Raw genomic sequence first — 21,767 nt, 5'->3', positions numbered from 1 at the left:
GTCAAACAATAATTTCCCTATAATTTCAATAGGCTTTTTATCGATTAAAATCGCTGATTTATAGGTGTTTTAAAACCTGTTTTAAGGTTTTTGAAGAAATTTAGTCAACGCAAAAACTTCGAAGAATAAATACAAGAAATACGGAATGAAAAAATTAAAAACATCGGGTTGTTTGTTCTCAAAATCTGAAAGTATTAAGGGCAATAGAAACAAAATAGCTAATGCCATTTTAAAAAAGGTCATTACCATAAATAAATTAAAGATGTCCTTTTTACCAGAAGAGAACCTATAATTAACTATAGTATATAATGCTAAGGTTATAATTAGATGAAAAGTATAAATCTGCCATAGAGGAAAAAAGAAGGTGATTTCTTTAGCAAAATAATACAATAGGTAACTATGTATTGCAAATAATAATACGCTAACACCAACTAACTGTAACAAAAAAGCTATTTGTCTCTTTTTAAAATTTTCCATAATGACTTATTAATTGTCTTTTGAGCCTGCAATAATACGTCTAATTACATAAACTATTGATAGTATTACGGATGCTAAAGACAAAATTAATGTATATAATTTGTGTTCATTAGGATAGCTTTCATCTAGTTTTACACCAATAAAAGTCCCAACTCCAATTATTGCAAACATTTGAATTGCAATCCCAGAAAACCGCGAGTAAGAATTATGCCTGTCTTTCTGGTCTTTGGGTGGTTTGTTGTTGTGCTGGCTTTGGTTTGATTGATTCATTAGATAAAGCTTTAACCGTACCCTTCATGCTACAAGTGGCATTAAAAGTTGCTCCTGGTTCTACGGCTAGTTTACTTGTATGTACTTCTCCTTCAATATGTGCGGTAGCTTTAAGGGATAAAGTCCCGGACAGAATGAGCTTACCTGAAAACTTACCTTCAAAATCGGCATTTTCACCTTGCAAAGTTCCTTTTATAAATCCCGACTTACCTATGACAACTTTCCCTGTGGTTTTAACATTACCTTCAACGGTTCCGTCTATTCTAAAAGGACCTTGGCTTGCTATATCGCCAACTATTTTGGTGCCTTGAGCTATGATATTCTGCTGAGTACTTGTTTCCATAGTTGTTTCTTGTTTTGGTTTTTTACTGTCTGAGGAAAACATAATAATAGTTTTAAATTACTGCAATTTTAAATACGCATTTAAGTTTTTATGTCGTTGAATAATAGTATAATTCGGTGAAGAAATTGCAAAATATGCTTTAGTAATTTTTGGCTTTACAGATCTTCCTCTTTTATCTTTTTCATCTGACTGAAGCAATTGTGCAAAACCACTAGCTCCCTGAATACTTTTTAGACCATGGACAACAACAAATATAGTGTTATCGTTGTAAACATCTTTTGAAGTCGTTAAGTCAAAATATTTAATCTTTTCGTCAATCTCTTCATTTAAGGTTTTGATAAAGGCAACTATGTCTTCACCAGAATTTTTGTTGAACTGATAAATTACATTAAAGTATTGTGCTGCATCATCAGGAACAAATTCTTTTTTCGCTAGAGCTGGTATTGCTTCATTTAATAAGGTTTGTGCTTTTTTACCCTCTTCGGTATTTGGATAGGTTAAAGCGATATAATTAATCCCGTCTTTATAAGCTTCAAAACCATAAAGCCTGCCTTTTGCTGATGTTTTTAATATTTCAAACTTCGGGACAAAATCATCGCCCTCTAATCGTTTAATTTGAGCTTCTGCTGTTGCAATAACCTCAGCATATTCTTCATTTTCAAATTGCTGATATAGCCTTGTGTAAATAGCTTCCGGACTGTTTTTGTCTTTAGTCAATTCGGATTGTGGGTTTAATAAAATTTCAGCATAACGCGACTGAGGGAAATTTGCAACAATATCGCTTTTCATCGCTTCTGCCTTTCTGTTAAGACCTAACGCAATATAAATTCTATAAAGGTTGTATTTTGAAGGTAGAATCAATCGCTCTTCAGGATTATTTTTTAATAGAGTTTCGAGCTTGGATTTTGCTAGTTCAAACTCTTTAAACTTTTCCTTATAAATAATGCCTAATTGATAATATGCGAAGTTTCTTTCTTTGAAGATACTATCGATATCACTTTGCTTTGTAGGAAGTGATGCTATATAAGTTTGAGGATCGAAACGCTCATCTATATTTAAGGCTATTGCTACTTCATCTTTATCAATGCTTTTTACAATGGAACGTTGATCTGAAAGTCTCCAATTATCTTGCAGCTTCCGTTCTCCCCAAATTTTTAAAAATTCATTTTTTCCATAAGCCACAGTTGTAGGGTTATAGAAATAAAAGCTACTGTTACCTTCTTTATTGCCAAAATTTCCCGGTAAATTTCTTGGGCTACCAATAGCCTTAGATTTACCTCCATCTACACTATTTAGTTTAGTAACAGCTGTGTTTTTACGATTTTCAGATTCCTCCTCTTTACGCTTTTCTTCTTCAAGCGTTTTTATCTTTAATTGCGCTGCATATTCTGTGAAAATTGCGAGTTGTTCTTCTTTAGATAGACTAATAATATTTAAAATACTATCGTTTGCCTGTGCTATACCTTCGTAATAAATAACATCATCAAGGTTTTCGCGCTTCTTTTTAATGATTCTGTATGGCTTAGTATTTTGAACCATAGCAGTCAGTGTACTATCGTAATAAGCTCCTGCTGTTTTATACACGTTTCTATCAAAATACATATTTCCTAAGGTCTCATAATTGAGTGATCTTAAATAATTGTCTGAACTCGTTTTTCTAAGCGATTTATTATAATACGTTTCAGACAGACTATCGGAAGTGTTATTGTGGTGAAACTCTGCAATACGGTAATATATTTTATCTAAGAAAGGCCTATTTTCTCTGTTCTCTTCTATATCTGTAAGGTAATTCTGAAACTCAACTAAATCACCGTTGGCCTCATCAAAATTATTTGATTTCTCAAGGTGTGCGTTAATATAAAATGATCTTGGTATTTGACGATGCATATTTATAATAGCATCGAACTCCATATTGGCACTGTCTTTTTTTTCAAACTCATTGTACAATTGTCCTCTAATAAAGTGATAACGTGCTTTTTCAGTTTTATTCTTAGTATAATTTGCGGCAATTTCTAATTGCGTTAATGCGCTATCTTTGTGCTTTAAATTAATATAAGCCTGTGCTAAAGTCGCCGTTGCATCTGCTAAATCTTGGTCTTCTAACTCTTCTTCATCGAGTAAACGTTTTAGCTTTTTAATAGCTCCTTCATTATTATCTAAACGCATACTTGCTTTTTCGCGCCAAATTTTTACTTGGTTAATTTTATCGCTTGTAGGATACTTATTCAAAATATTATTGAGAGCTGCTAATGCTGGAACAAAACGCTGATCGAAATAACGTGCTTTGCCTAAAAGTAGATATGCTTCATCTATCTGGTAATTCTTTTCCTTGCCATCGATATTCATTCCGTGAAGCTGAATTGCTTTTATAGCTTTCTCTTCGGCTCTATCAAAGTCTGCGTTTTTAGATTGTCCTGGAAGAAAAATATTTTCTTCCACTTTCAAACGCTCTATTGGCAATAGCTCCCAAAAATTCTCAGTAAACTCATCATTAACACCTTCTTTTCCACGCTCTAGTGCTAAATTACCATTATAAAGAATGTTGTATTTAGTCCCTAAAGCATGAAAATTTCTGTTAATAAACGTATCTTTTTTTCGTGAGCAACTTTGGGCAATAAGTACCACACAAAAAAGGGGTAATATAATTTTATAATAGGTTTTCAACGTTGGTTCTATTTGATTAATAGATAACTAAAATGTTACGTATTTAGTGTGTTACGTGGTAAAAATAAACATCTTTTTGAATTTTTGAAGGTATTTAATAAGATATTAGACTGCTACGCTTTTAGAAACAAGAATAAAGACTTATTTATTGTTGCTCTGATATTATAAGTTATATTAAAAATAAAAGCTGTTTACAGCCTGTCTTTGGATAGACTGAGGCGCTAATTCACCAAAATAATGAAGCATAAAAAACTTGTGATTAAATTTATAAAAACGAGCCTAAATATGATTGATTGATATTTACTCTTCTTCTTGCGAATCCATTGAGCCACTGGCAAAATGCGCTTCTAGCTCTTTTAACGTGTCTGGATTGGTTTCTAAATCTTTAATTACGTTTCCTTTTTCTAAAACAACTATACGTTCGCACACATCTGTAACGTGCATTAAATCGTGGCTAGAAACTAATACTGTTACGCCTTGTTTTTCTGCTAAGTTCTTTAAAATTTGCTTTAACCGAATTTGCGTTGTTGGGTCTAAGTTAGCAAATGGTTCGTCTAAGATTATTACTTCGGGATTTCCGATTAGTGCGGCTACAATACCAGCTTTCTTCTGATTTCCTTTACTTAAATCTCTGAGGTATTTTTTCTTTCCTATGATTTCCCCATTAAAAAAATCTTCAAATTTAGAAGTTAATGTGTCAACATCTGCTTTGTTTTGTCCTCGAAGTTCTCCAATAAAATAAAAATATTCTTCTGGTGTTAAATAACCAATTAAGAAACTTTCATCGATAAAAGATGATGTAAAAGGTTTCCAATTTTCGCTCTGTTCTACTACCACACTATTATTAGTAATACTTCCTGTTGAGGGTTTAATTAAATCTAGTAACAAACTAAAATATGTGGTTTTACCAGCTCCGTTATTTCCTACTAAACCAAAACTTTGGCCTTTAGGAATGCTTAACTCTACTATATTAAGAACGTTTGTTCCGTTATATGATTTTGAAAGGTCTTTTGTATATATCATGAGTGTATGTAATCTTAGTATTATTAATTGTCTTGACTAAACGCGTCAATCATTTTATATTTTGAATTTAGGTACCTTTTAGTAATCAATTTCATTAATTTTTTATGAAATAAAATCCCTAAAATTCCAAGTATCATTAACAAAGCTATTGCAGCTTCGAAACCAATAAGCCAATTTACAAGGCCAAATAATGCCATAGGTACTATCATTAATGGTATACCAATAAGCCATTGTACAGCACCTGTTCCTTGATAATTAAAAGCTGCTTTTTTATCTAAATCTATTTTTTTTCTATTATAAGAACCGCCCCACATAATTACATGTGTATTAATACCAATATTATAAATTGCTGCTGCAAAGTGGGTAATTAAAACCTTCCATCCAAAATAAACATAAGGAATCCCTAATACAAACATTATGACAACACTCATAGCCATGAGTACAAACTTAGAACGCAAATACTGCTCGTATTTAATATTCTGACTCATTAGCATTTTGTAATAACCACTATCCCATGCTGGAATAAATTGTCCGAAATTAATAAGGAAAAATCCTGTTGAGAAAATACCAATCAAAGCATACATAAATACCATGTCTTTATACATTGATTGCGGATAAAAAAACAAGCCATAAAGTAAACCTATAACCATTAACCAAGCCATAGATTTTGTTCGTTTGTTTCTCCAAATAAGTTTTAAGTCTAACTGCATAAAAGGTGCTATATCTCCAAAACGTTTGGTCCAAGATAAATCTGCTGCCTTTACTTCTGTCACTTTAGATTTTAAAGAACTATCTAAGAATAATTTCTCTTTTAATATTTTAAAATTATAGACATAACATAGCAATAAAATAGCTATTGGTATTAATATGAAAACAGGGTTATTAGCTACACCCATAAGAGCGTCTCCAATAAGTGCTTTCATTGGTAACAAATTAAAATAATCTAATCCAAATAACACTCCTACAACTATAATTATTGGAAGAAATGACAATTCTTTTTCTGCAGAAAATGCTTCGATAATAAAGTTTAGAAAATTAATAATGAGCACAATAAGAATCATGGTAAACATCCATGTTAAAACCATAGACGTTGCATAACCATCTCCAATAAGCATAATACTAAATGGTATAATAGCAAAAAGTGGTAAGAAGTTAAAAAAAGATATAGCCGATTTACCTAAGACATAGTTGACAACTGCAGACCGTTTTATAGGTAACGTTAGCAATGGCTTTACGCTCATTACAGGTAATTTTTGTAAAAAGAAACGCATCATTAAATCCCCAATAATCCAAAAGAATAAATATCTATTTGCTAAAACAAAAGGGTCTTCATCTGGAAAAAATTTCTTTAGACCTGGTAATAATCCAAAACCCAAAATTAAGAACATCCCGACAAAATATAGTGCAAAAAATACCATTAAAATATTTATGGCTATGCTTTTTTGCCAATAAGATGAACGGAAATATTGTTTCCATTCTAAATTAATAAAATGTTTTATCATGGTTGTTTGGTTCGTTTGTACGTAGGGTTAGTAATGTTTTATTAAGATTTGTTACACAAGTTATACAAATTTATACTCTGGATGTTGCTTTGCCATTTCTTTTCTAAGTTTTGGAGATACTATATAAATAGCAACATATAGTGCTAGAGAAAATAATACAATTGAAAAAGAAAAAATGAAGTTCGCTGTATTACTCCATATTCCATCACTATATAAAAAACCAACTTGCAAAATAATTTGAAGAAAATGAATAAAACCTCCTAATTGCAGTGAAATATTATCAAACAGCCATTTTTTATTAGTCTGTTTCTTTATCTGATTTATTTTTTGAGATTGTTGAAAGATTTTCCAAACAGGAATTACAAATAACAAGACTGCAGTTGGCGCAACAAGCCAAAGTCTACTGGGAAAAACAATTAGTAACTGATAGTAGCCCCAAACTAAAAACAACGTTAATATAATTTTTGGTAGCTTAAAAAAGCCTATAAAATATTTCCAAACTAATTTTCTGTAACGTTTATTTAAGGCTTTTGTCTTTTCTTCGATAACATCAGAAAAACCCATAATTCCGAATTTTTTAAATTCCGTATTTAAAGCAGACTCAAATGTTGCGTTAGGTTTTTGTTCTAAGTGTGACTCAATTCCGTTTGCTAGATGGTCAACCAATTCGGTTTGTACATCGTACCAATCCACGTAATGTTTTTGTGTGAAGGTGTAGAGTTGATGAATTTGGGGCTTAGTTAGTTTCATTCTTTATTAACAAGTTGATGATATTTTTCTAAAACCTTTTTTCTGTCATTTTCTATAATTATTACAGCAGAAAAACCTAATAAAATAGCAAATGAATAATAAATTATTAATAACAAAGGGTTCTCTAACATTACGTCTTTAATAGGGAAAAAAGCATATAAGAAAACTGAAGGAAGCGCTGTTATGCCAAATAATGATTGCATAGATTGTACGTTTTTAACAGCTTTACTATATTTTATTTGATAGACTAGCGGATAAATAATTAGAATTAATAAGGTGAAATAGCAAATATAACTGAAGGTCTTTAAACCAAAAAGTTGTAATGATATATAGCCCAAAGCAACTAATACAAAAAGTATTAATATAAACTTAGGTTTATAAAAAAACTTTGCAAACTTAACCCATAATTTGTTTTGGTAACTCCAGTGAATGGTCTTTTGGTGTTTTTCAGAAAAATTCTTAATGAAATCGACTTTGCTTAATAAATAATCTTTAATTAAACTATAATTAGATTTTTCTTCAAATTCCGTTACTAGATGATCTAAGAGTTCTGCCCTTATATCGAGGTGCTTTATGTTTTTCTCTTTAAGATAGTTATCTATAAGTTTTATTTCTTCTTTGGGTAATTTCATAATTAAACTAAATTTTTAAAACGCGCTTGATATGTTTTCGCAAAACTTAAGCTTATTTTAATTAAAACAAACAACAACGTTAATGACGCACTTACTATTCCGATAACCCATATTGTCTTATTTATTTCTGTAGTTCTATGAGAAATGTTGAATATTAAAGAGGATAATTGATAAAATAGTAACATCGGAAACGATAAGCGCTCAATCACTGAAAATCGTTCTAATCCGTAATATTTTGAATAGACCCAATAGAGCAAGCCAAACCCTAGAAAAGTGCCAAATGGTATTAAAAAAATTAAGGATCTAAAAGTTCTAAAATCTAGGTGATTAAAAGCTGTATAAAAACCGAGAAACGCTAAAACAAATATGCCTATAGTTAATGGTTTAAGTAATTCCTTGAGAGTGGCTTTTAATATTTTTTTGTCGGCGGATTTTAAAAACTTCTTGTTATCATTCAATAGTTTTCCTTTATTCTCAACCATATAGTCTTTAAATACGTAATAGAAATCGCGCATATCTCCTGCATCTATCTTAGTTTCAATCTCTGAAGCTACATGATCTACCATTTCCATTCTAATATCTGCATAAACCACATCAGAATTGTCCAAATAATTATCTATAAATTGTATCTCTTCGTTAGTTAGTCTCATATCAACTAAGCCAGTTTAGAATTTACCAAAGCCTGCATCGTTTTAATATAGTCTGCTAATTCTTCAAGTTTATTAACTGTTTCTTTTGTACCCGTTTCTGTGAGTTTGTAATATTTACGCAGTCGGTTATCTACTTTTGCAACCTCAACATCTAACAAGCCCTCTGCCTCTAATTTGTGCAATGCTGGATACAACGCACCTTCTGTTATGTTAAGTTCTCCTTTAGTTAAAGCCTTAACTTTTTGGGTAATCTCGTAACCATACATTTTATCGTGCTCATTGAGCAATTTTAAAATGATGGTATTTAAACTTCCTTTATATAATTTAGAATTACTCATAAAAACAAATATACATAATTTTCTTATGTATAAGATTCTTATATATATTAAAAAGACCTGACAAGTTTTAAAAACCCGCTAGGTCTGTAAGAGATTGTTTATTTTTGCCCAAAATTATTTTTAATGGCACAATTTCATTCGCTCACTATAAAGTCTATCGATAAGGTTACTGACAAATCGGTAGCCATAACTTTAGATATTCCAGAAAACTTAAAACCCAACTTTGAGTTTAAAGCTGGGCAGTACATTACGCTAAAAACAACTATTAATGACGAAGAAATTCGTAGAGATTATTCTATCTGTTCTTCAAAAAACAGTGGTGAGGTAACTGTTGCTATAAAAGCAGTAGATGGAGGTACATTTTCTATTTATGCAAATTCTAAGCTTAAAACTGGTGATGTTATTGATGTTTCTGCACCAAATGGTCGTTTTGTTTTTGAAGCCAATAAAGATAAAACCAGAACCGTTGCTGCGTTTGCTGCTGGCAGTGGTATTACTCCTGTTCTAAGTATTGCAAAAACGCTTTTAGAAGAAGAGCCATTTAGTAACTTTATATTGGTTTATGGAAACAAATCTTCTAGTGACACCATGTTTTTTAAAGAGCTTGTAGAGTTGCAAACGCTTTATGGAAATCGTTTTCACACCCATTTTATTTACAGTAAAGCTAAAGAAGAAGAGGCTCTATTTGGTCGTATTGATAAAAGTACGGTTAATCTTATTGTAAAAAATAAATACAAAGATGTTACGATTGAAAAGTTCTATCTCTGTGGACCAGAACAAATGATTTATACTGTTAAAGATGTTTTAATAGAAAATGGTGTGAAGGAAAAGGCAATATTGTTCGAATTGTTTACAGCTACTGTTATAACTGAATCAGATTCTAATACCGAAGTTCTATCTGGAAACTCAAAAATTAAAGTTCTTGTTGACGATGAAGAATTTGAGTTTGAAATGTCTAAAGAAGAGTCTATTCTTGAAGTCGCTTTAAAACAAAATATTGATGCACCATACTCTTGCCAAGGTGGTATTTGTAGTAGTTGTATTGCTAGGCTAACTGAAGGAGAGGCTAAAATGAGACAGAATAACATTCTTACAGATGGCGAAGTTGCTGAAGGGTTAATTTTAACGTGCCAAGCCCATCCTACTTCTGCTACTTTGGTTGTAGATTATGATGATGTTTAGAAAATAGAACCAAGAATCTAGACCGCTTTGCTTTTAAAAAAAAGACTTTTAGACCTGCTAAGTTTTAAAACCTAACAGGTCTCTTACTTTAGAAATAATATCACTAACAGAAACACTACCAGCTGCATTCTCATAACCTTCAGGAAATATATTACCATAAACTGAAGTTGGTATTAATGGAAATTGCTTTCTATCTGCTAATAAAGCATAATCTTCTGGTTGGTTAAAAGGAGTAAAACCAGCATAAGGATGTGTAACTCCCCAAACAGTAATCACTTTCACTCCTAGCATAGCTGCAATATGTGAATTTCCAGAATCCATAGAAAGCATTAGATCTAATTTAGAAATAAGCACTAATTCTTCATCTAAAGTGAGTATTCCTGCTGCGGAAACAACGTTGCTGTAATTAGTTTCAAACTGATTTAAAATCTTAATTTCTTTATCGCCTCCACCAAACAAAATAACATTGTAATCTTTAGAAAGTTTAGCAATTATATCTTCCATCTGCTCTAATGGATACATTTTACTTTTATGGGCTGCAAAAGGAGCAATTCCTATCGTTTTATTTTCTTTATTTGAGATAAAATGATGTGCGTTTTCTGATAATGGTTTTGGTTTTGGAAACGTTGGGTTTGATAAATCAACCAAATATCCCAATGCCTCAAAAACATCTGCGTAGCGTTGCTGTGTGGTTTTTAATTGCTGAAATAATTCTCCAGAAATCAGTGCCTTTTTCTCTGCTCTACCTTTATCGATTTGAATTACATGCTTATCGAAGAAAAAGAATTTTAAAATTTTACTGCGTAATACGTTGTGTAAATCTGCAACGGCAACAAATTGTAAAGCTTTGAGTTCTTTAGATAGTTTGTAAAGGCCTAAAATCCCTTTGTGTTTGCCTTTTAAATCTGCAGCATACACATTGACGTTCTTTAAATCTGCAAAGAATGGTTTAAAAAAAGCTCTTGTAACAACTGTGATTTTTAAATCGGGATATTGCTCTGTTACAGCTTTTAAAACAGGAATTGACATCGCAACATCTCCCATTGCTGAAAACCTAATGACTAATATATGTTCTGGTTTTAACAGGTTATAATTATTATTAAACTGTCACATTGAGCGAAATTAAAATGCATTATTAGTCAGAATTTCTATTCTCTCAACTACGCTCGAAATGACAGAGGAATTAAATTGGATAGTATCTTTTACTTCTGCCCTCTTAAAACAGGATTAAGCTCATCGTCATTGTACATTTTCATTTGTTTATAAACTTTCATGTACTTATCTCCACTAGAGATGTCCTCCAACAAATCGTCTATAGCAGTGCTTAAATCTACACGCTGATCTAGTAGAATATTTAGTTTTGTTTGGCAAGACGCTTTATGAGTATCACTAGCATCTTCCCTTACGGTTTCAATATGCATGTGATAAATTTTTAGTGCTAAAATTGACAATCTATCTATTGCCCAAGCTGGACTTTCAGAATTAATCTTAGCATTAGGCTTTATTTCAACAGCTTTATATTTATCTAAAAAATAGCTGTCAATAAATTCAACCGTGTCTGTTCTGTCTTGGTTAGAAGCGTCAATCATTCGTTTTAATTTTAAAGCCGCTACAGGATCGATTTTAGGGTCTCTAATAATATCTTCATAAGCCCATTGAACAGTATCAACCCAACTTTTTCTGTATAATAAATGTGCTATTAGATCTTCGTTTTTATTATACTTATTTGTAAACGACTGACCTACTGTGTTTAAGACTTTATAGGTCTTAATTACATCTTGGAATATTGCATTAGCTTTTTGTGAAAACATATAGAAATGAATTTATAATATGCAAATATAGTTTGAATTATTAACTTAGCCATTCAACAAAAACCATTCTATGCAAATTCATAACCTTTCCGAAACACCTACAATATTAAACACCTTCATTTCAGAAATTAGAGATAAAACGATTCAGAAAGATAGTATGCGTTTTAGACGAAATATTGAACGTATTGGTGAAATTCTGTGTTATGAATTGAGTAAGTCTCTGCAATTTGAAACTCACAATATAGAAACACCATTAGGTGTTTCTAATACTGTTTTACACAAGAATAACATAGTACTATGTTCCATACTTAGAGCTGGTGTTCCACTTCACAATGGTTTACTTAATTATTTCGATGCTGCTGAAAACGCCTTTATTTCTGCTTATAGACAACACAAACACGATCCTGAGAGTTTTGAAATTGTGGTTGAATATTTAGCCTGTCCGAGTTTAGAGGGCAAAACTTTGATTTTGGCAGATCCCATGTTAGCAACTGGTCAATCTATGCTAGCCACTTTTGAAGCTTTAAAACCATTTGGTACGCCAAAAGAAGTTCATTTAGTAAGTGTGATTGGAGCACAAAAAGGTGTCGATTTTGTTGCCAGTGAATTTGATACAAACACACATCTTTGGATTGCTGCAGTAGATGAAACCTTGAATGATAAGGGTTATATAATTCCTGGATTGGGTGACGCTGGTGACTTAGCATTTGGTAATAAATTACAGCAATAAGGTGATTATTGGTGTTATAATTAACAATACCACAAAGACTTCTTTAAACCAACGTTCTGAAACGACTTTAATATAATTTGCCATAATAATAGAAAACGGAGCAAATAAGAATAAAAACTCACTCCCATTTTTTACAGGTGCAATAATAGCGGCTAAAATGGCAATAATTGAGGCCCAAGCAATAAGAAAATAAGATGGTCTTAGTTTTTTATTTTTATCTGGTAGTGTCCTAAAGAAGTATATAAGTATCCATACAAACGATGTAAACAAAACAGTGAGTTTAATCACACTTTCTTTGCTGTTATAAGGCGTGTAGTCTAAACTGGCAAGACGCTGAAAATCAGATGGCCTAATGTAAACATCATATACCAGAATATTATAAACTAATAGTAACACAATAACCGCTGCAACGCCTATAAATGGAATTATGGTATTTTTTATTTCGTTTTGTGAGTAGTAAATCAACGCCACAATTACCAATGCAAAAAATAACATTGACCAAAAATAAAATAAGGTTGCAATGGTAATCCAAAAAGCGGCATCAAACAGTTTCTTTTTAATATGTAGTTTAGAATGTAAACTCACCAACCGTCGCAAAGCAAACCACACGAATAAATTTGCCAATAATAAATCCAAATATTTCATTGCCTGAGGAAACATTCCTAGAAGCAGTCCAAAAGTCATTATCGCATAACTATTTCCTTGAGTTAGGTTATTTTTTGAAATAATAAAATCTAAGAGAAATACTAGAAAAAGTGTAATCAACAATTTAATACTAGCATTTAAAGCACTATTAAAATCATTAAAAAGTAATTTGTAATTTGTAATTGCAAAAAGTAAAACAATAAAAACCGCTACTATTATAAAGTTTATAGGCTTAGATTTACTAAAAATTCTTGTAATCATATAGAGATTGATTAAAAATATGCCTCTTAAATTTTTATGCCTCTTTTTGGGCATAATTTCACTTAAATTTTGAACCAGATCAATGCTTGCTTAAAAATTTTATCTCATTCTGAATCAAAAATAACCTATAAAAATTCTAACCGCACATTTCCAACAGTCTCAATCTCTTTTTGTATTTTTGTAGTGTAAATTTATAAAGTTATGAAGGATTTCTTTTACGGAATACAAGATTTATTTGTTGATAGCCTATTTGCACCATTTGATGCGCTTAGAGCTTTGGAGTTAGAAAGTTGGTTTTCTGCTAATATTATATCATGGTTTTTTATAGCTATTGGCTTTGTGGCATTCACCTATTGGATGCTTCAATTAAAAAAACACAAAGATAATAACGAAGAGAACAAGAGCGTTTCTGCTCACTCTTATTTATAGATCGAAACCAATATCCTTTCGATAATTCATCTTGTCAAAATGTAGATTTTCTATACTTTGATAGGATTTTTTTATGGCCTCTTGGTACGTATTTCCGTAAGAAGTAATCGCCATAACGCGCCCACCAGAAGTTACAACTTTACCATCTTTAAATTTGGCTCCTGCATGAAATGCAATTGAATCTGTAATTTTTTCTATACCTGTAATTTCTTTGCCTTTCTCATAAGCTTCTGGGTAACCACCAGATACTATCATAATTGTTGTCGCTGCTCGTTCATCAATATTGATACTGACTTCAGACAACGTTTGGTTTGCCATCGCTTGAAAAATTTCAACTAAATCTGTTTTTAGTCTTGGCAAAACCACTTCGGTTTCAGGATCTCCCATTCTAACATTGTATTCAATCACTTTTGGGTCGTCGCCAACTTTAATCAACCCAATAAAAATAAAGCCAACATAAGGTAGATTATCTTTTTTTAAGCCTTCTACTGTAGGCTTTACTACTTCATTTTCAATTCTATCTAAAAATTTTTTAGTTGCAAATGGCACTGGCGAAACAGCTCCCATACCACCTGTGTTTAGTCCTTTATCTCCTTCGCCTATGCGCTTATAATCTTTTGCTGTTGGTAAAATCTTATAGTCTTTACCATCCGTTAAAACGAAACAGCTCAACTCGATGCCGTCTAAAAACTCCTCTATAACTACCTTAGTACTTGCCTCACCAAATTTTGCATCAATTAGCATGCTTTTAAATTCAGATTTCGCTTCATCTAAATCATTTAAAATTAAAACACCTTTTCCAGCTGCTAACCCATCTGCTTTTAATACATAAGGTGGGTTTAGGGTTTCTAAAAACTGATAGCCATCTTCTACATTCTCTTTTGTAAAACTCTGATAGGCTGCTGTTGGAATATTATGGCGTATCATAAACTCTTTAGCAAATTCTTTACTGCCTTCTAATTCCGCAGCTGCCTTTTGAGGCCCAATAACTGCAACATTTTTAAGTAAATTATCTTGCAAAAAGAAATCGTGAATACCCTGAACCAATGGGTCTTCTGGACCTACAACAACTAATTTAATTTTATTTTGAATTACCGCTTTTTTAATCCCTTCAAAATCTGTTACCGCGATATTTAAGTTTGTCGCAATAGATTCTGTTCCCGAGTTCCCTGGAGCAACAAAAAGACCTGTACATCGTTCGCTTTGCTTTACTTTCCATGCAAAAGTGTGTTCTCTTCCACCAGAGCCAATGATTAAAATATTCATGCTTAAAATTTGTTTGAGCAAAAATAATTGGTTTTAAGGTTAAAAAACAGCTAGTTTTGAAAAAAGATTTGATGCCTTTTTACAATTCACTATTAAACAAAATTATTTTACCAATTGGTGATGTGTTTTTTGGTGGATTATATACAAAATACCTCAAGGAATGGGCGGCTTATGATTTAAAATCTGAGGCAGAATTAAAAAAGCTTCAAGAAGAACGTCTCCAAAACATATTGGCTTATGCTACCGACAAAGTTCCTTTTTATAAAAATCAAGGTTTTAAAACCCTAAATGATTTTCCTGTTTTGACAAAAGATATATTGAGAAACTCGAAGGAACAACTTATATCCCTTGACTATAATTCTACTAAATTAACAGAGCATCACAGTAGTGGTAGCACAGGTGTTCAGTCTATTACTTATATGACAAAAGGTCATCAATTTTATTTAAGGGCATTGCAGACGCATTGGTGGAAATGGAGTGGTTATTCTGTTGGAGATAATCTTTTACAATTTGGAATGTCACAAAAAAGAACGTTTATAAAACGATTAAAAGACTTTTTTTATAGGTGCGATTATGTAAAAGCTTTTGGCCTGACTAAAGACGAACTAGAAGAAATAATTAATCGCTCTAAAAAACGAAGAAATTTATTTGTTACTGGATATCCTTCAGTAATCAATGAATTTGCTAAGGCAGGATCGGAATCGGAGATTTACAATGTAAAAGGTGTCGTTTGTTATGGCGACAAGTTATTTGATGGTTATAAAAAGAAATATTTAGAAGCCTTTGGTTCTGATACCACTATTATTGATACTTATGGTTGTGCAGAAGGCATACTAATGGCATCTAAAAAAGACTTGGACTTTTATTATATAATGTCACCACATGTTTATATAGAACTAGTTGATGATAATTGTAACCCTGTAAAAGATGGTGAAATGGGTCATGTCCTAGCTACTTGTCTTACAAATTTTGGCATGCCGTTAATTAGGTATAAATTAGGGGATTTGGCTATTATGCTTCCAAAAGAGGAATATCCTAAAAAACGAAAGTTAAATTATCCCTTATTGAAAAAGGTTATTGGACGTGATACAGATGTTGTAAAAACTAATAAGGGTATTAACCTAAGTGTGCACAGTTTTACTGGAATTATTGAATATTATCAAACCATTAAACAGTTTAAAATTATTCAGAATAACCTAGAAGAAATTATTGTAGAATATATTGTTGACAATGAAGACACATTTGATGCAGCAGTAATAAATGAAATTAAAGACAAATTTTTAAACCTTACCCACAATTGTCTTAATATTACTTTCCGCAAGGTTGAACAGATTAAACCAACAAAATCAGGAAAACCACAAATTATTGAATTTAACTTATAGCTTTAATATGCTTCTTTTTCACTAGCAAATGTTCGTGTAAAAACTGAAGCAAATAAAATATAGATTTAATTGTAGAAAAGCCTAAGCCTTTTTTGTAAACATTAAAATTATGTTTTATTAAATTAATTTTATTTGAGGACAGTGACCCTTGAGTTATACGGTAATAAGCTATGGTATCAGAAATTCCTAAAGCTGGTTTTTTACTTTTATTTAAAACTTCTAGCCAAAGCAACCAATCTTGGCGTTTTTTTAGATCTTTGGTATATATTTTACCTGTTTTTTCACAATTATAAATTCCGGTTAAGTTTCCTATGTAATTGGCTTTAAGTAATTTTTTATGGGTTAGCGTTTTTAAGGCTTGCACTTTCTTGTTGAGTGACTGACTATTGGAATTAATGAGTTCGTAACTTCCAAAACAGACATCTGCCTTATCACTACTTAATACGTTAACCTGTAACTCTAACTTGTTTTCTTTCCAAAGATCATCTGCATCTAAAAAAGCAATATACTTTCCCTTGGCCATTTTAGTGCCCAAATTTCTAGCTTCAGCAGCTCCTTTATTTTGAAGATGGTTAAATAGTTTGATTCTGTTATCTATCTTTCTTAACGCCTTAGATGTATTTATAGTCTGATCTGATGAAGCATCATCAACTAAGATTAGCTCCCAATTGGAATAAGTTTGTCTAATTACACTATTTATAGTTTCTTCAATGACACTTTCATTATTGTACATCGGAGTTATTATAGAAACTAGAGGTTGCATTTATTAATAGGCTTTATCGTCTCCTTTAACGGCATTCATAAAAGTTTGAGCGATAATCTTTATATCTAAAAGTAGCGACCAGTTTTCGATATAGAAGATATCGTATTTTACGCGTCCGATAATATCCTTGTCTGTTTCAACTTCCCCTCTAAACCCACTTACTTGAGCCAAACCAGTTATACCTGGTTTTACAAAGTGCCTTACCATAAACTTATCAATTTTTTTAGCATACATGTTGGTATGACTTACCATGTGAGGTCTAGGACCAACTACAGACATGTCGCCGAAAAGTACATTAAAAAATTGTGGTAGTTCGTCTATGCTAGTTTTTCTTATAAATCTACCCACTTTAGTGATACGCTGATCGCCTCTTGTCGCTTGATGCAGATGAGCGGTCTTATTAGGGGTCATAGAACGGAACTTGTAGCAATCGAACTCCCTGAAATTAAACCCATTTCTAGATTGTTTAAAAAACACAGGGCCTTTAGATTCTAATTTTATTAATACGGCAATTAAAGGTGTTAACCAAGATAAAATAAACACCACCACTACACTAGAAAACACTATATCAAAACCGCGTTTTATAATAGTATTTACAGAATCTTCTAGCGGAATTGTTCTTAAAGTAAGAACTGGTATGTAATCGTAGTATTCGTAGCGAAGTTTCTTTGAGTAAATCTCCTTGCTGTCTGGTATAAATTTTAAGATCTTTAGGTTATTGTCTGCAAAATCTACAATGTCTGCAATTTGTGAATTAGTAAGTTCGGAAATTGAACAATAGATTTCATCAATGCTTTCATTAAGCACATAATCAAAGCATTTATTTAATGATTGTTCTTTGTTCTTAAAATTAAAAGTCTTTTGATGTAAATACCCATATTCTGGATTCTTATTAAAAAAATTCTCTAATGCGATAGTCTTTTTGTTTAATCCAAAAATCACTGTAGACCTATAATTACCACCAAAAGAAACTCTAAATTTCTGTAGTAAATAATATATTGTAAACTTTAAAATAGTAATTAGTAAAAAACAAAGAAGCGTATATTTTACAATTGGTCTTGGGAATATGTGTAATTCATGGTAGAGGCCCGAAAAGGCAAATACAATTAGTAAAAACAAAATCAATTGTCTCACTATAAGTGACAAAATATTTACTGGTCTTGTATATCTATAAACCTCATAGAATTTTGAATACACAGATAATAAAACCCAACCAATTGATATAAAAGTTGCAAAAATTACAGGGTCTTTTCCTTTTAGTAAATAGAATATTGCTATTATATTTATAATACTCAAATCAATTAAGTAGGAAATTGGCCTTAAATATCCTGAATATCTTCCGTGTTTAAATAAACTCAAATCTTAAATTATCTTGAAGTAATACATAAATGTATCTTTTACTAAAGTTATGACAAAAAAATTAGACTCACAACGAAGTCTGTTATTATAAATTTTGAAAATAAATAATCCATTAATCTTATTTCTTATGTTCTAATTAATAAAAATATAAGGAAATAATATTGTTGACAATCTTGAGATTTAAAAATTAAACTAAACTTATGTGTTATTTAAATTCCTGAAATAAATCTATGTACTGTTGAGCTATAGACTGCCATAAATAATTTTTTCTTGCATGCTCATACCCCTTGTTTGCCATTTCATTTATATAATCGCTATCATTTTCACAAATTCGCCATTTAGTTAAAAGGTCGTTATAATCACATTTTTTAAACCAAACACCCGACGACTGTATTGTTTGAAGGTTCTCATTAATACCATTAACTAAAGCACAAACTTTAGCTCCCATAGCAGCGAGTAATGATGGAGATGTGCCCTCTAATTCACTAGCAGATAAATAGAGGTAGGCATTAGAAAGCAATTCCTCGTATTCATCATTATAGAGAAACCCTGGCAAAATTATATTGCTATACTTTTCTCCGATACTAAAAATATCTTTTTTATAATTAGTATCACTTGTGTCGTCTCCAACAAGTACTAAAGGCTTTTTGGTTTTGAGTTTTAAATATGCCTCAATAAGGTGATGAACGCCTTTTTCGGGAACAAAACGACCAACGAAGATGTAATATTCCCCAGAAATTAAATTATATTTTTTTAAATATTCCCCTTTAAAACCTGTCTTATCTATAAACTTTGCTCCATAGGTGATTATGGTTGTTTGTTTACCAAAGCACTTATAATAAAAATCATAAACTTCTTTATTATCAGTAATAATTTTATCAGCAAAGGACATAGCACATTTAGCACCGAATTTATGAATAGTTTTCGCCATTTTCCCCCACTTTTCTCTCTTCCACTCAATACCATCAACAGAGACTATTACCTTTTTTCTAAAAAATTTTAAAATCGGTAAAAAAATCCCGTTTCCTGAATTATATAAATGAACATTCTTATATTTTCTACGAAAAATAATCAAATGAATGATTGAAAAAAAAGTATGTAGTAAGGTGTCCACACCTGGAATTGGTAGTGAGTTAATATATTGCAATTTAACTCCATTAATTTCTTTAACACGAGTTTTATAATGTGATTTTCTGCAATACACTATCACGTCGTGACCCGTAGAAACCCAATTTTTAGATGTATGATCGGCACATGTCTCGAATCCACCATAATTGGCTGGCAATCCTCGTATGCCTATAATGGCTATCTTCATTCCCTGTTCTAACTACTTTGCAAATCTGTATTAAACTCTTTGGAGTAATCACGGAGAGCTTCTTTCCAATGGGGCATAAAGTTTATACCTCTTGCATTTAGCTTCATATTTATTAATTTCTCTGATGCAGGTCTTGGCGCAAAATACTCTTCCTTAAAATAATCAGAACTTACTTTGGTTATTTTAATGTCATCACTTAAGCCTAAAAGGTCAACTAACTCTACAGCTACTTCATAACGGCTGCAGTCACCCTCACAAACTTGATTATAAACTCCGTACAAATCAGTTTCTACTACTTTAAAAATACCTCTTGCAAAGCTATGAGTGTATGTAGGCGTTCCCAGTTTGTCATCTACAATAAATAGTTCTTTTTGACCAGATTTTATTTGTTGATATATTTTATTTATAAACTTCTTATCCTTCTTTGGTCCACCACCCATCATCCAACCAGCTCTGAATACAAAGAACTTTTCTAAATAATTTTTCACAAAGACCTCACCATGATACTTCGATTTAGCATAGGTCCCGAGTGGGTTTGGGGCATCAAAATCATTATAAACATCTTGTTCTCCATCCACGATGCCAGCAGTACTTATATATACCATTGGTACGCCTAGCTTTTTAGAAATTAATGCAATGTTTTCGGCTCCTAGAGCATTTGTTAACCAAGAATTTTCAGCGTTGTTTTCACAAAACTCTAAGTCTGTTAATGCGGCAAGATTAATTATTAGTTCTGGTTGAAAATCATTAATAGATTCTTCCATACTCTTATAATCTCTTACATCTGCATATTCCAACCAGTCAATATTTAAATCTATATCAGTCGCTTTAACAATGCATCTTTTTGCAAAGTAACTGTAAACGGCTCTTCCGAGCATGCCACCACAACCCGCAATGTAAACTTTTGTATTCTTGTCTAATTTCATATTCTGCTTTAATTATTGTAGATTTAGTGGCAAATATAATTTAAAAATAACTATCACTATTTTTTCGCATTAGAATTTTAATGACTCATACTTCACGTCTTAAATCCTATAGTAATATCCTAAGAGATAATGTTCCTACAATCATTTTGGCTGTGTTTTTTCTCACAGAATTTTTAACAAAATTTCTGGAATATTACGGTTTTGAATATCACAGAATTGGAGTTGTTTTTAAGGTGCTTTTTGTTATAATTATCTTATTAAATAGAGTTCTTCCAAAATCAATGTTTTGGCAATTATCCCTTCTATGTGTTTTATTTGTTATTTCTCAAGTTTTTATTGATTATGATTTGTCGTTTTACGAGGGTGTTTCAAAAAACGTATTGTACCTATCTAAATATTTGTTCATTTTTGTTGTTGCCGCGTATTTTAGATCTTTAAAAATGAATAGTGCTGAAATAGATCATTTAATTAACGTCGTGTTTTTTCTACTATGGGTTAATTTTGTTGTAATACTTATAGGAACATTATTCAATATTGGTTTGTTTGCTACCTATGGACCAAACCGCTTTGGTTACAATGGATTAATTCATATAAATAGTCACTCATCATACATTTATATTTTTGCTCTTATTTATGTGGTTTATAATTATATTAAAACCAAGAAATACAGCGCCAATTTTTGGATGATAGTATTAAGTGCTTTATTAATTGGGACAAAAACCTCGTATTTGTTTTGTGGTTTAGTAGCCGTTTATTTATGGTTCTATTATAGAATATATAAAAGTTTAGCTTTTTATTCTTTAGCAATTTTATTACTATTCTCTGGTTTTATATTTCAAGAAAAATTAATGTCTTTGTTTACAACACATTATAGTGCATTTGTAATGTTATACAATGACAGTGGAATTATAACCGCTCTTGCATCTCGAAGGAATCTAATCCTTGGCGAAACACTAGCATTAGCCTTTCAGGAATATTGGGTTTGGATAAATTATATGATTGGTGGTGGCTTCTTCAATGAAATAAGAACCGAAATGGCTTTTGTAGAT

The 21,767-nt window shown here is 31.5% G+C and carries 23 protein-coding genes; 5 read left to right on the top strand and 18 right to left on the bottom strand.

Going from position 1 to position 21,767, the window contains the following annotated elements; all coding sequences use genetic code 11:
• Nucleotides 1–81: 81 nt before the first annotated feature.
• The 10 genes from AAC053_RS03225 to AAC053_RS03180 form a co-directional block, all read right to left on the bottom strand.
• Nucleotides 82–477 (bottom strand): hypothetical protein, encoded by a 396-nt coding sequence (locus AAC053_RS03225; RefSeq protein ID WP_339752736.1) that lies wholly within the window; start codon nucleotides 475–477, stop codon nucleotides 82–84.
• A 9-nt stretch (nucleotides 478–486) separates the two neighbouring features.
• Nucleotides 487–747 (bottom strand): AtpZ/AtpI family protein, encoded by a 261-nt coding sequence (locus tag AAC053_RS03220; RefSeq protein ID WP_339752733.1) that lies wholly within the window; start codon nucleotides 745–747, stop codon nucleotides 487–489.
• On the bottom strand, nucleotides 683–1,132 hold the full coding sequence (locus AAC053_RS03215; RefSeq protein WP_339752730.1) for a polymer-forming cytoskeletal protein: 450 nt from the start codon (nucleotides 1,130–1,132) through the stop codon (nucleotides 683–685). The genes AAC053_RS03220 and AAC053_RS03215 overlap by 65 nt, the downstream gene beginning before the upstream one ends.
• Nucleotides 1,133–1,147: 15 nt before the next feature.
• Nucleotides 1,148–3,715, bottom strand: coding sequence for a tetratricopeptide repeat protein (locus AAC053_RS03210; protein ID WP_339752727.1), 2,568 nt, complete (start codon nucleotides 3,713–3,715; stop codon nucleotides 1,148–1,150).
• A 339-nt stretch (nucleotides 3,716–4,054) separates the two neighbouring features.
• Nucleotides 4,055–4,777: an ABC transporter ATP-binding protein gene (locus AAC053_RS03205; RefSeq protein ID WP_339752724.1), complete on the bottom strand. Its 723-nt coding sequence runs from the start codon at nucleotides 4,775–4,777 to the stop codon at nucleotides 4,055–4,057.
• Nucleotides 4,778–4,800: 23 nt separating this feature from the next.
• Nucleotides 4,801–6,279, bottom strand: coding sequence for a DUF5687 family protein (locus AAC053_RS03200; protein WP_339752722.1), 1,479 nt, complete (start codon nucleotides 6,277–6,279; stop codon nucleotides 4,801–4,803).
• A gap of 60 nt (nucleotides 6,280–6,339) precedes the next feature.
• Nucleotides 6,340–7,029, bottom strand: a complete 690-nt coding sequence (locus AAC053_RS03195; RefSeq protein WP_339752719.1) for a hypothetical protein — start codon at nucleotides 7,027–7,029, stop codon at nucleotides 6,340–6,342.
• Nucleotides 7,026–7,661: a hypothetical protein gene (locus AAC053_RS03190; protein ID WP_339752717.1), complete on the bottom strand. Its 636-nt coding sequence runs from the start codon at nucleotides 7,659–7,661 to the stop codon at nucleotides 7,026–7,028. The genes AAC053_RS03195 and AAC053_RS03190 overlap by 4 nt, the downstream gene beginning before the upstream one ends.
• 2 nt (nucleotides 7,662–7,663) lie before the next feature.
• Nucleotides 7,664–8,311 carry a hypothetical protein gene (locus AAC053_RS03185; RefSeq protein WP_339752713.1) on the bottom strand — a complete coding sequence of 216 codons (648 nt, stop codon included), beginning with the start codon at nucleotides 8,309–8,311 and terminating at the stop codon, nucleotides 7,664–7,666.
• 5 nt (nucleotides 8,312–8,316) lie between these two features.
• Nucleotides 8,317–8,649 (bottom strand): PadR family transcriptional regulator, encoded by a 333-nt coding sequence (locus AAC053_RS03180; protein ID WP_339752710.1) that lies wholly within the window; start codon nucleotides 8,647–8,649, stop codon nucleotides 8,317–8,319.
• Between the two features lie 123 nt (nucleotides 8,650–8,772).
• Here AAC053_RS03180 and AAC053_RS03175 point away from each other — a divergent pair, with 123 nt between their 5' ends.
• Nucleotides 8,773–9,831: a ferredoxin--NADP reductase gene (locus AAC053_RS03175; RefSeq protein WP_339752708.1), complete on the top strand. Its 1,059-nt coding sequence runs from the start codon at nucleotides 8,773–8,775 to the stop codon at nucleotides 9,829–9,831.
• Between the two features lie 57 nt (nucleotides 9,832–9,888).
• Here AAC053_RS03175 and AAC053_RS03170 read toward each other — a convergent pair whose 3' ends face one another.
• Both AAC053_RS03170 and AAC053_RS03165 read right to left on the bottom strand, forming a co-directional pair.
• Complete coding sequence (locus AAC053_RS03170) at nucleotides 9,889–10,875, bottom strand: glycosyltransferase family 9 protein (RefSeq protein ID WP_339752705.1); 987 nt, start codon at nucleotides 10,873–10,875, stop codon at nucleotides 9,889–9,891.
• 158 nt (nucleotides 10,876–11,033) lie between these two features.
• The gene (locus tag AAC053_RS03165) at nucleotides 11,034–11,642 is read right to left on the bottom strand and encodes a DUF4254 domain-containing protein (protein WP_339752703.1); all 609 of its coding nucleotides are present in this window, start codon (nucleotides 11,640–11,642) and stop codon (nucleotides 11,034–11,036) included.
• Nucleotides 11,643–11,712: 70 nt separating this feature from the next.
• Here AAC053_RS03165 and upp point away from each other — a divergent pair, with 70 nt between their 5' ends.
• Nucleotides 11,713–12,372, top strand: a complete 660-nt coding sequence (gene upp / locus AAC053_RS03160; RefSeq protein ID WP_339752700.1) for a uracil phosphoribosyltransferase — start codon at nucleotides 11,713–11,715, stop codon at nucleotides 12,370–12,372.
• On the opposite strand, the gene AAC053_RS03155 is transcribed toward upp, so the two are convergent.
• Nucleotides 12,361–13,278 carry a DUF6427 family protein gene (locus AAC053_RS03155; protein ID WP_339752698.1) on the bottom strand — a complete coding sequence of 306 codons (918 nt, stop codon included), beginning with the start codon at nucleotides 13,276–13,278 and terminating at the stop codon, nucleotides 12,361–12,363. The two genes, upp and AAC053_RS03155, sit on opposite strands and share 12 nt — an antisense overlap.
• Before the next feature lie 201 nt (nucleotides 13,279–13,479).
• On the opposite strand from AAC053_RS03155, the gene AAC053_RS03150 reads away from it, so the two are divergent.
• A complete protein-coding gene (locus AAC053_RS03150; protein ID WP_339752695.1) occupies nucleotides 13,480–13,707 on the top strand; it encodes a uracil phosphoribosyltransferase in 228 nt (75 codons plus the stop codon).
• Here the strand turns inward: AAC053_RS03150 and purD are convergent.
• Nucleotides 13,702–14,973 (bottom strand): phosphoribosylamine--glycine ligase, encoded by a 1,272-nt coding sequence (purD, locus tag AAC053_RS03145; protein WP_339752692.1) that lies wholly within the window; start codon nucleotides 14,971–14,973, stop codon nucleotides 13,702–13,704. The two genes, AAC053_RS03150 and purD, sit on opposite strands and share 6 nt — an antisense overlap.
• 56 nt (nucleotides 14,974–15,029) lie before the next feature.
• On the opposite strand from purD, the gene AAC053_RS03140 reads away from it, so the two are divergent.
• Entirely contained in the window at nucleotides 15,030–16,355 is a 1,326-nt protein-coding gene (locus AAC053_RS03140) for a hypothetical protein (protein WP_339752689.1), read from the top strand.
• Here the strand turns inward: AAC053_RS03140 and AAC053_RS03135 are convergent.
• The 4 genes from AAC053_RS03135 to AAC053_RS03120 form a co-directional block, all read right to left on the bottom strand.
• Nucleotides 16,345–17,118: a glycosyltransferase family 2 protein gene (locus tag AAC053_RS03135; RefSeq protein WP_339752686.1), complete on the bottom strand. Its 774-nt coding sequence runs from the start codon at nucleotides 17,116–17,118 to the stop codon at nucleotides 16,345–16,347. The genes AAC053_RS03140 and AAC053_RS03135 overlap by 11 nt on opposite strands.
• Before the next feature lie 3 nt (nucleotides 17,119–17,121).
• Nucleotides 17,122–18,477 (bottom strand): undecaprenyl-phosphate glucose phosphotransferase, encoded by a 1,356-nt coding sequence (locus tag AAC053_RS03130; RefSeq protein WP_339752683.1) that lies wholly within the window; start codon nucleotides 18,475–18,477, stop codon nucleotides 17,122–17,124.
• A 205-nt stretch (nucleotides 18,478–18,682) separates the two neighbouring features.
• Complete coding sequence (locus tag AAC053_RS03125) at nucleotides 18,683–19,792, bottom strand: DUF1972 domain-containing protein (RefSeq protein WP_339752680.1); 1,110 nt, start codon at nucleotides 19,790–19,792, stop codon at nucleotides 18,683–18,685.
• A gap of 8 nt (nucleotides 19,793–19,800) precedes the next feature.
• Nucleotides 19,801–20,718 (bottom strand): SDR family oxidoreductase, encoded by a 918-nt coding sequence (locus tag AAC053_RS03120; RefSeq protein WP_339752678.1) that lies wholly within the window; start codon nucleotides 20,716–20,718, stop codon nucleotides 19,801–19,803.
• An 80-nt stretch (nucleotides 20,719–20,798) separates the two neighbouring features.
• Between AAC053_RS03120 and AAC053_RS03115 the strand changes: the two genes are divergently transcribed.
• The coding region (locus AAC053_RS03115; protein WP_339752675.1) for a hypothetical protein at nucleotides 20,799–21,767 on the top strand (969 nt) is incomplete at its 3' end.

The sequence above is a fragment of the uncultured Winogradskyella sp. genome (assembly GCF_963975125.1).
Classification (GTDB): Bacteria; Bacteroidota; Bacteroidia; order Flavobacteriales; family Flavobacteriaceae; genus Winogradskyella.
Note: the sequence above shows the minus strand (reverse complement) of the source record. Positions and strands in the feature narration are given on the sequence as shown.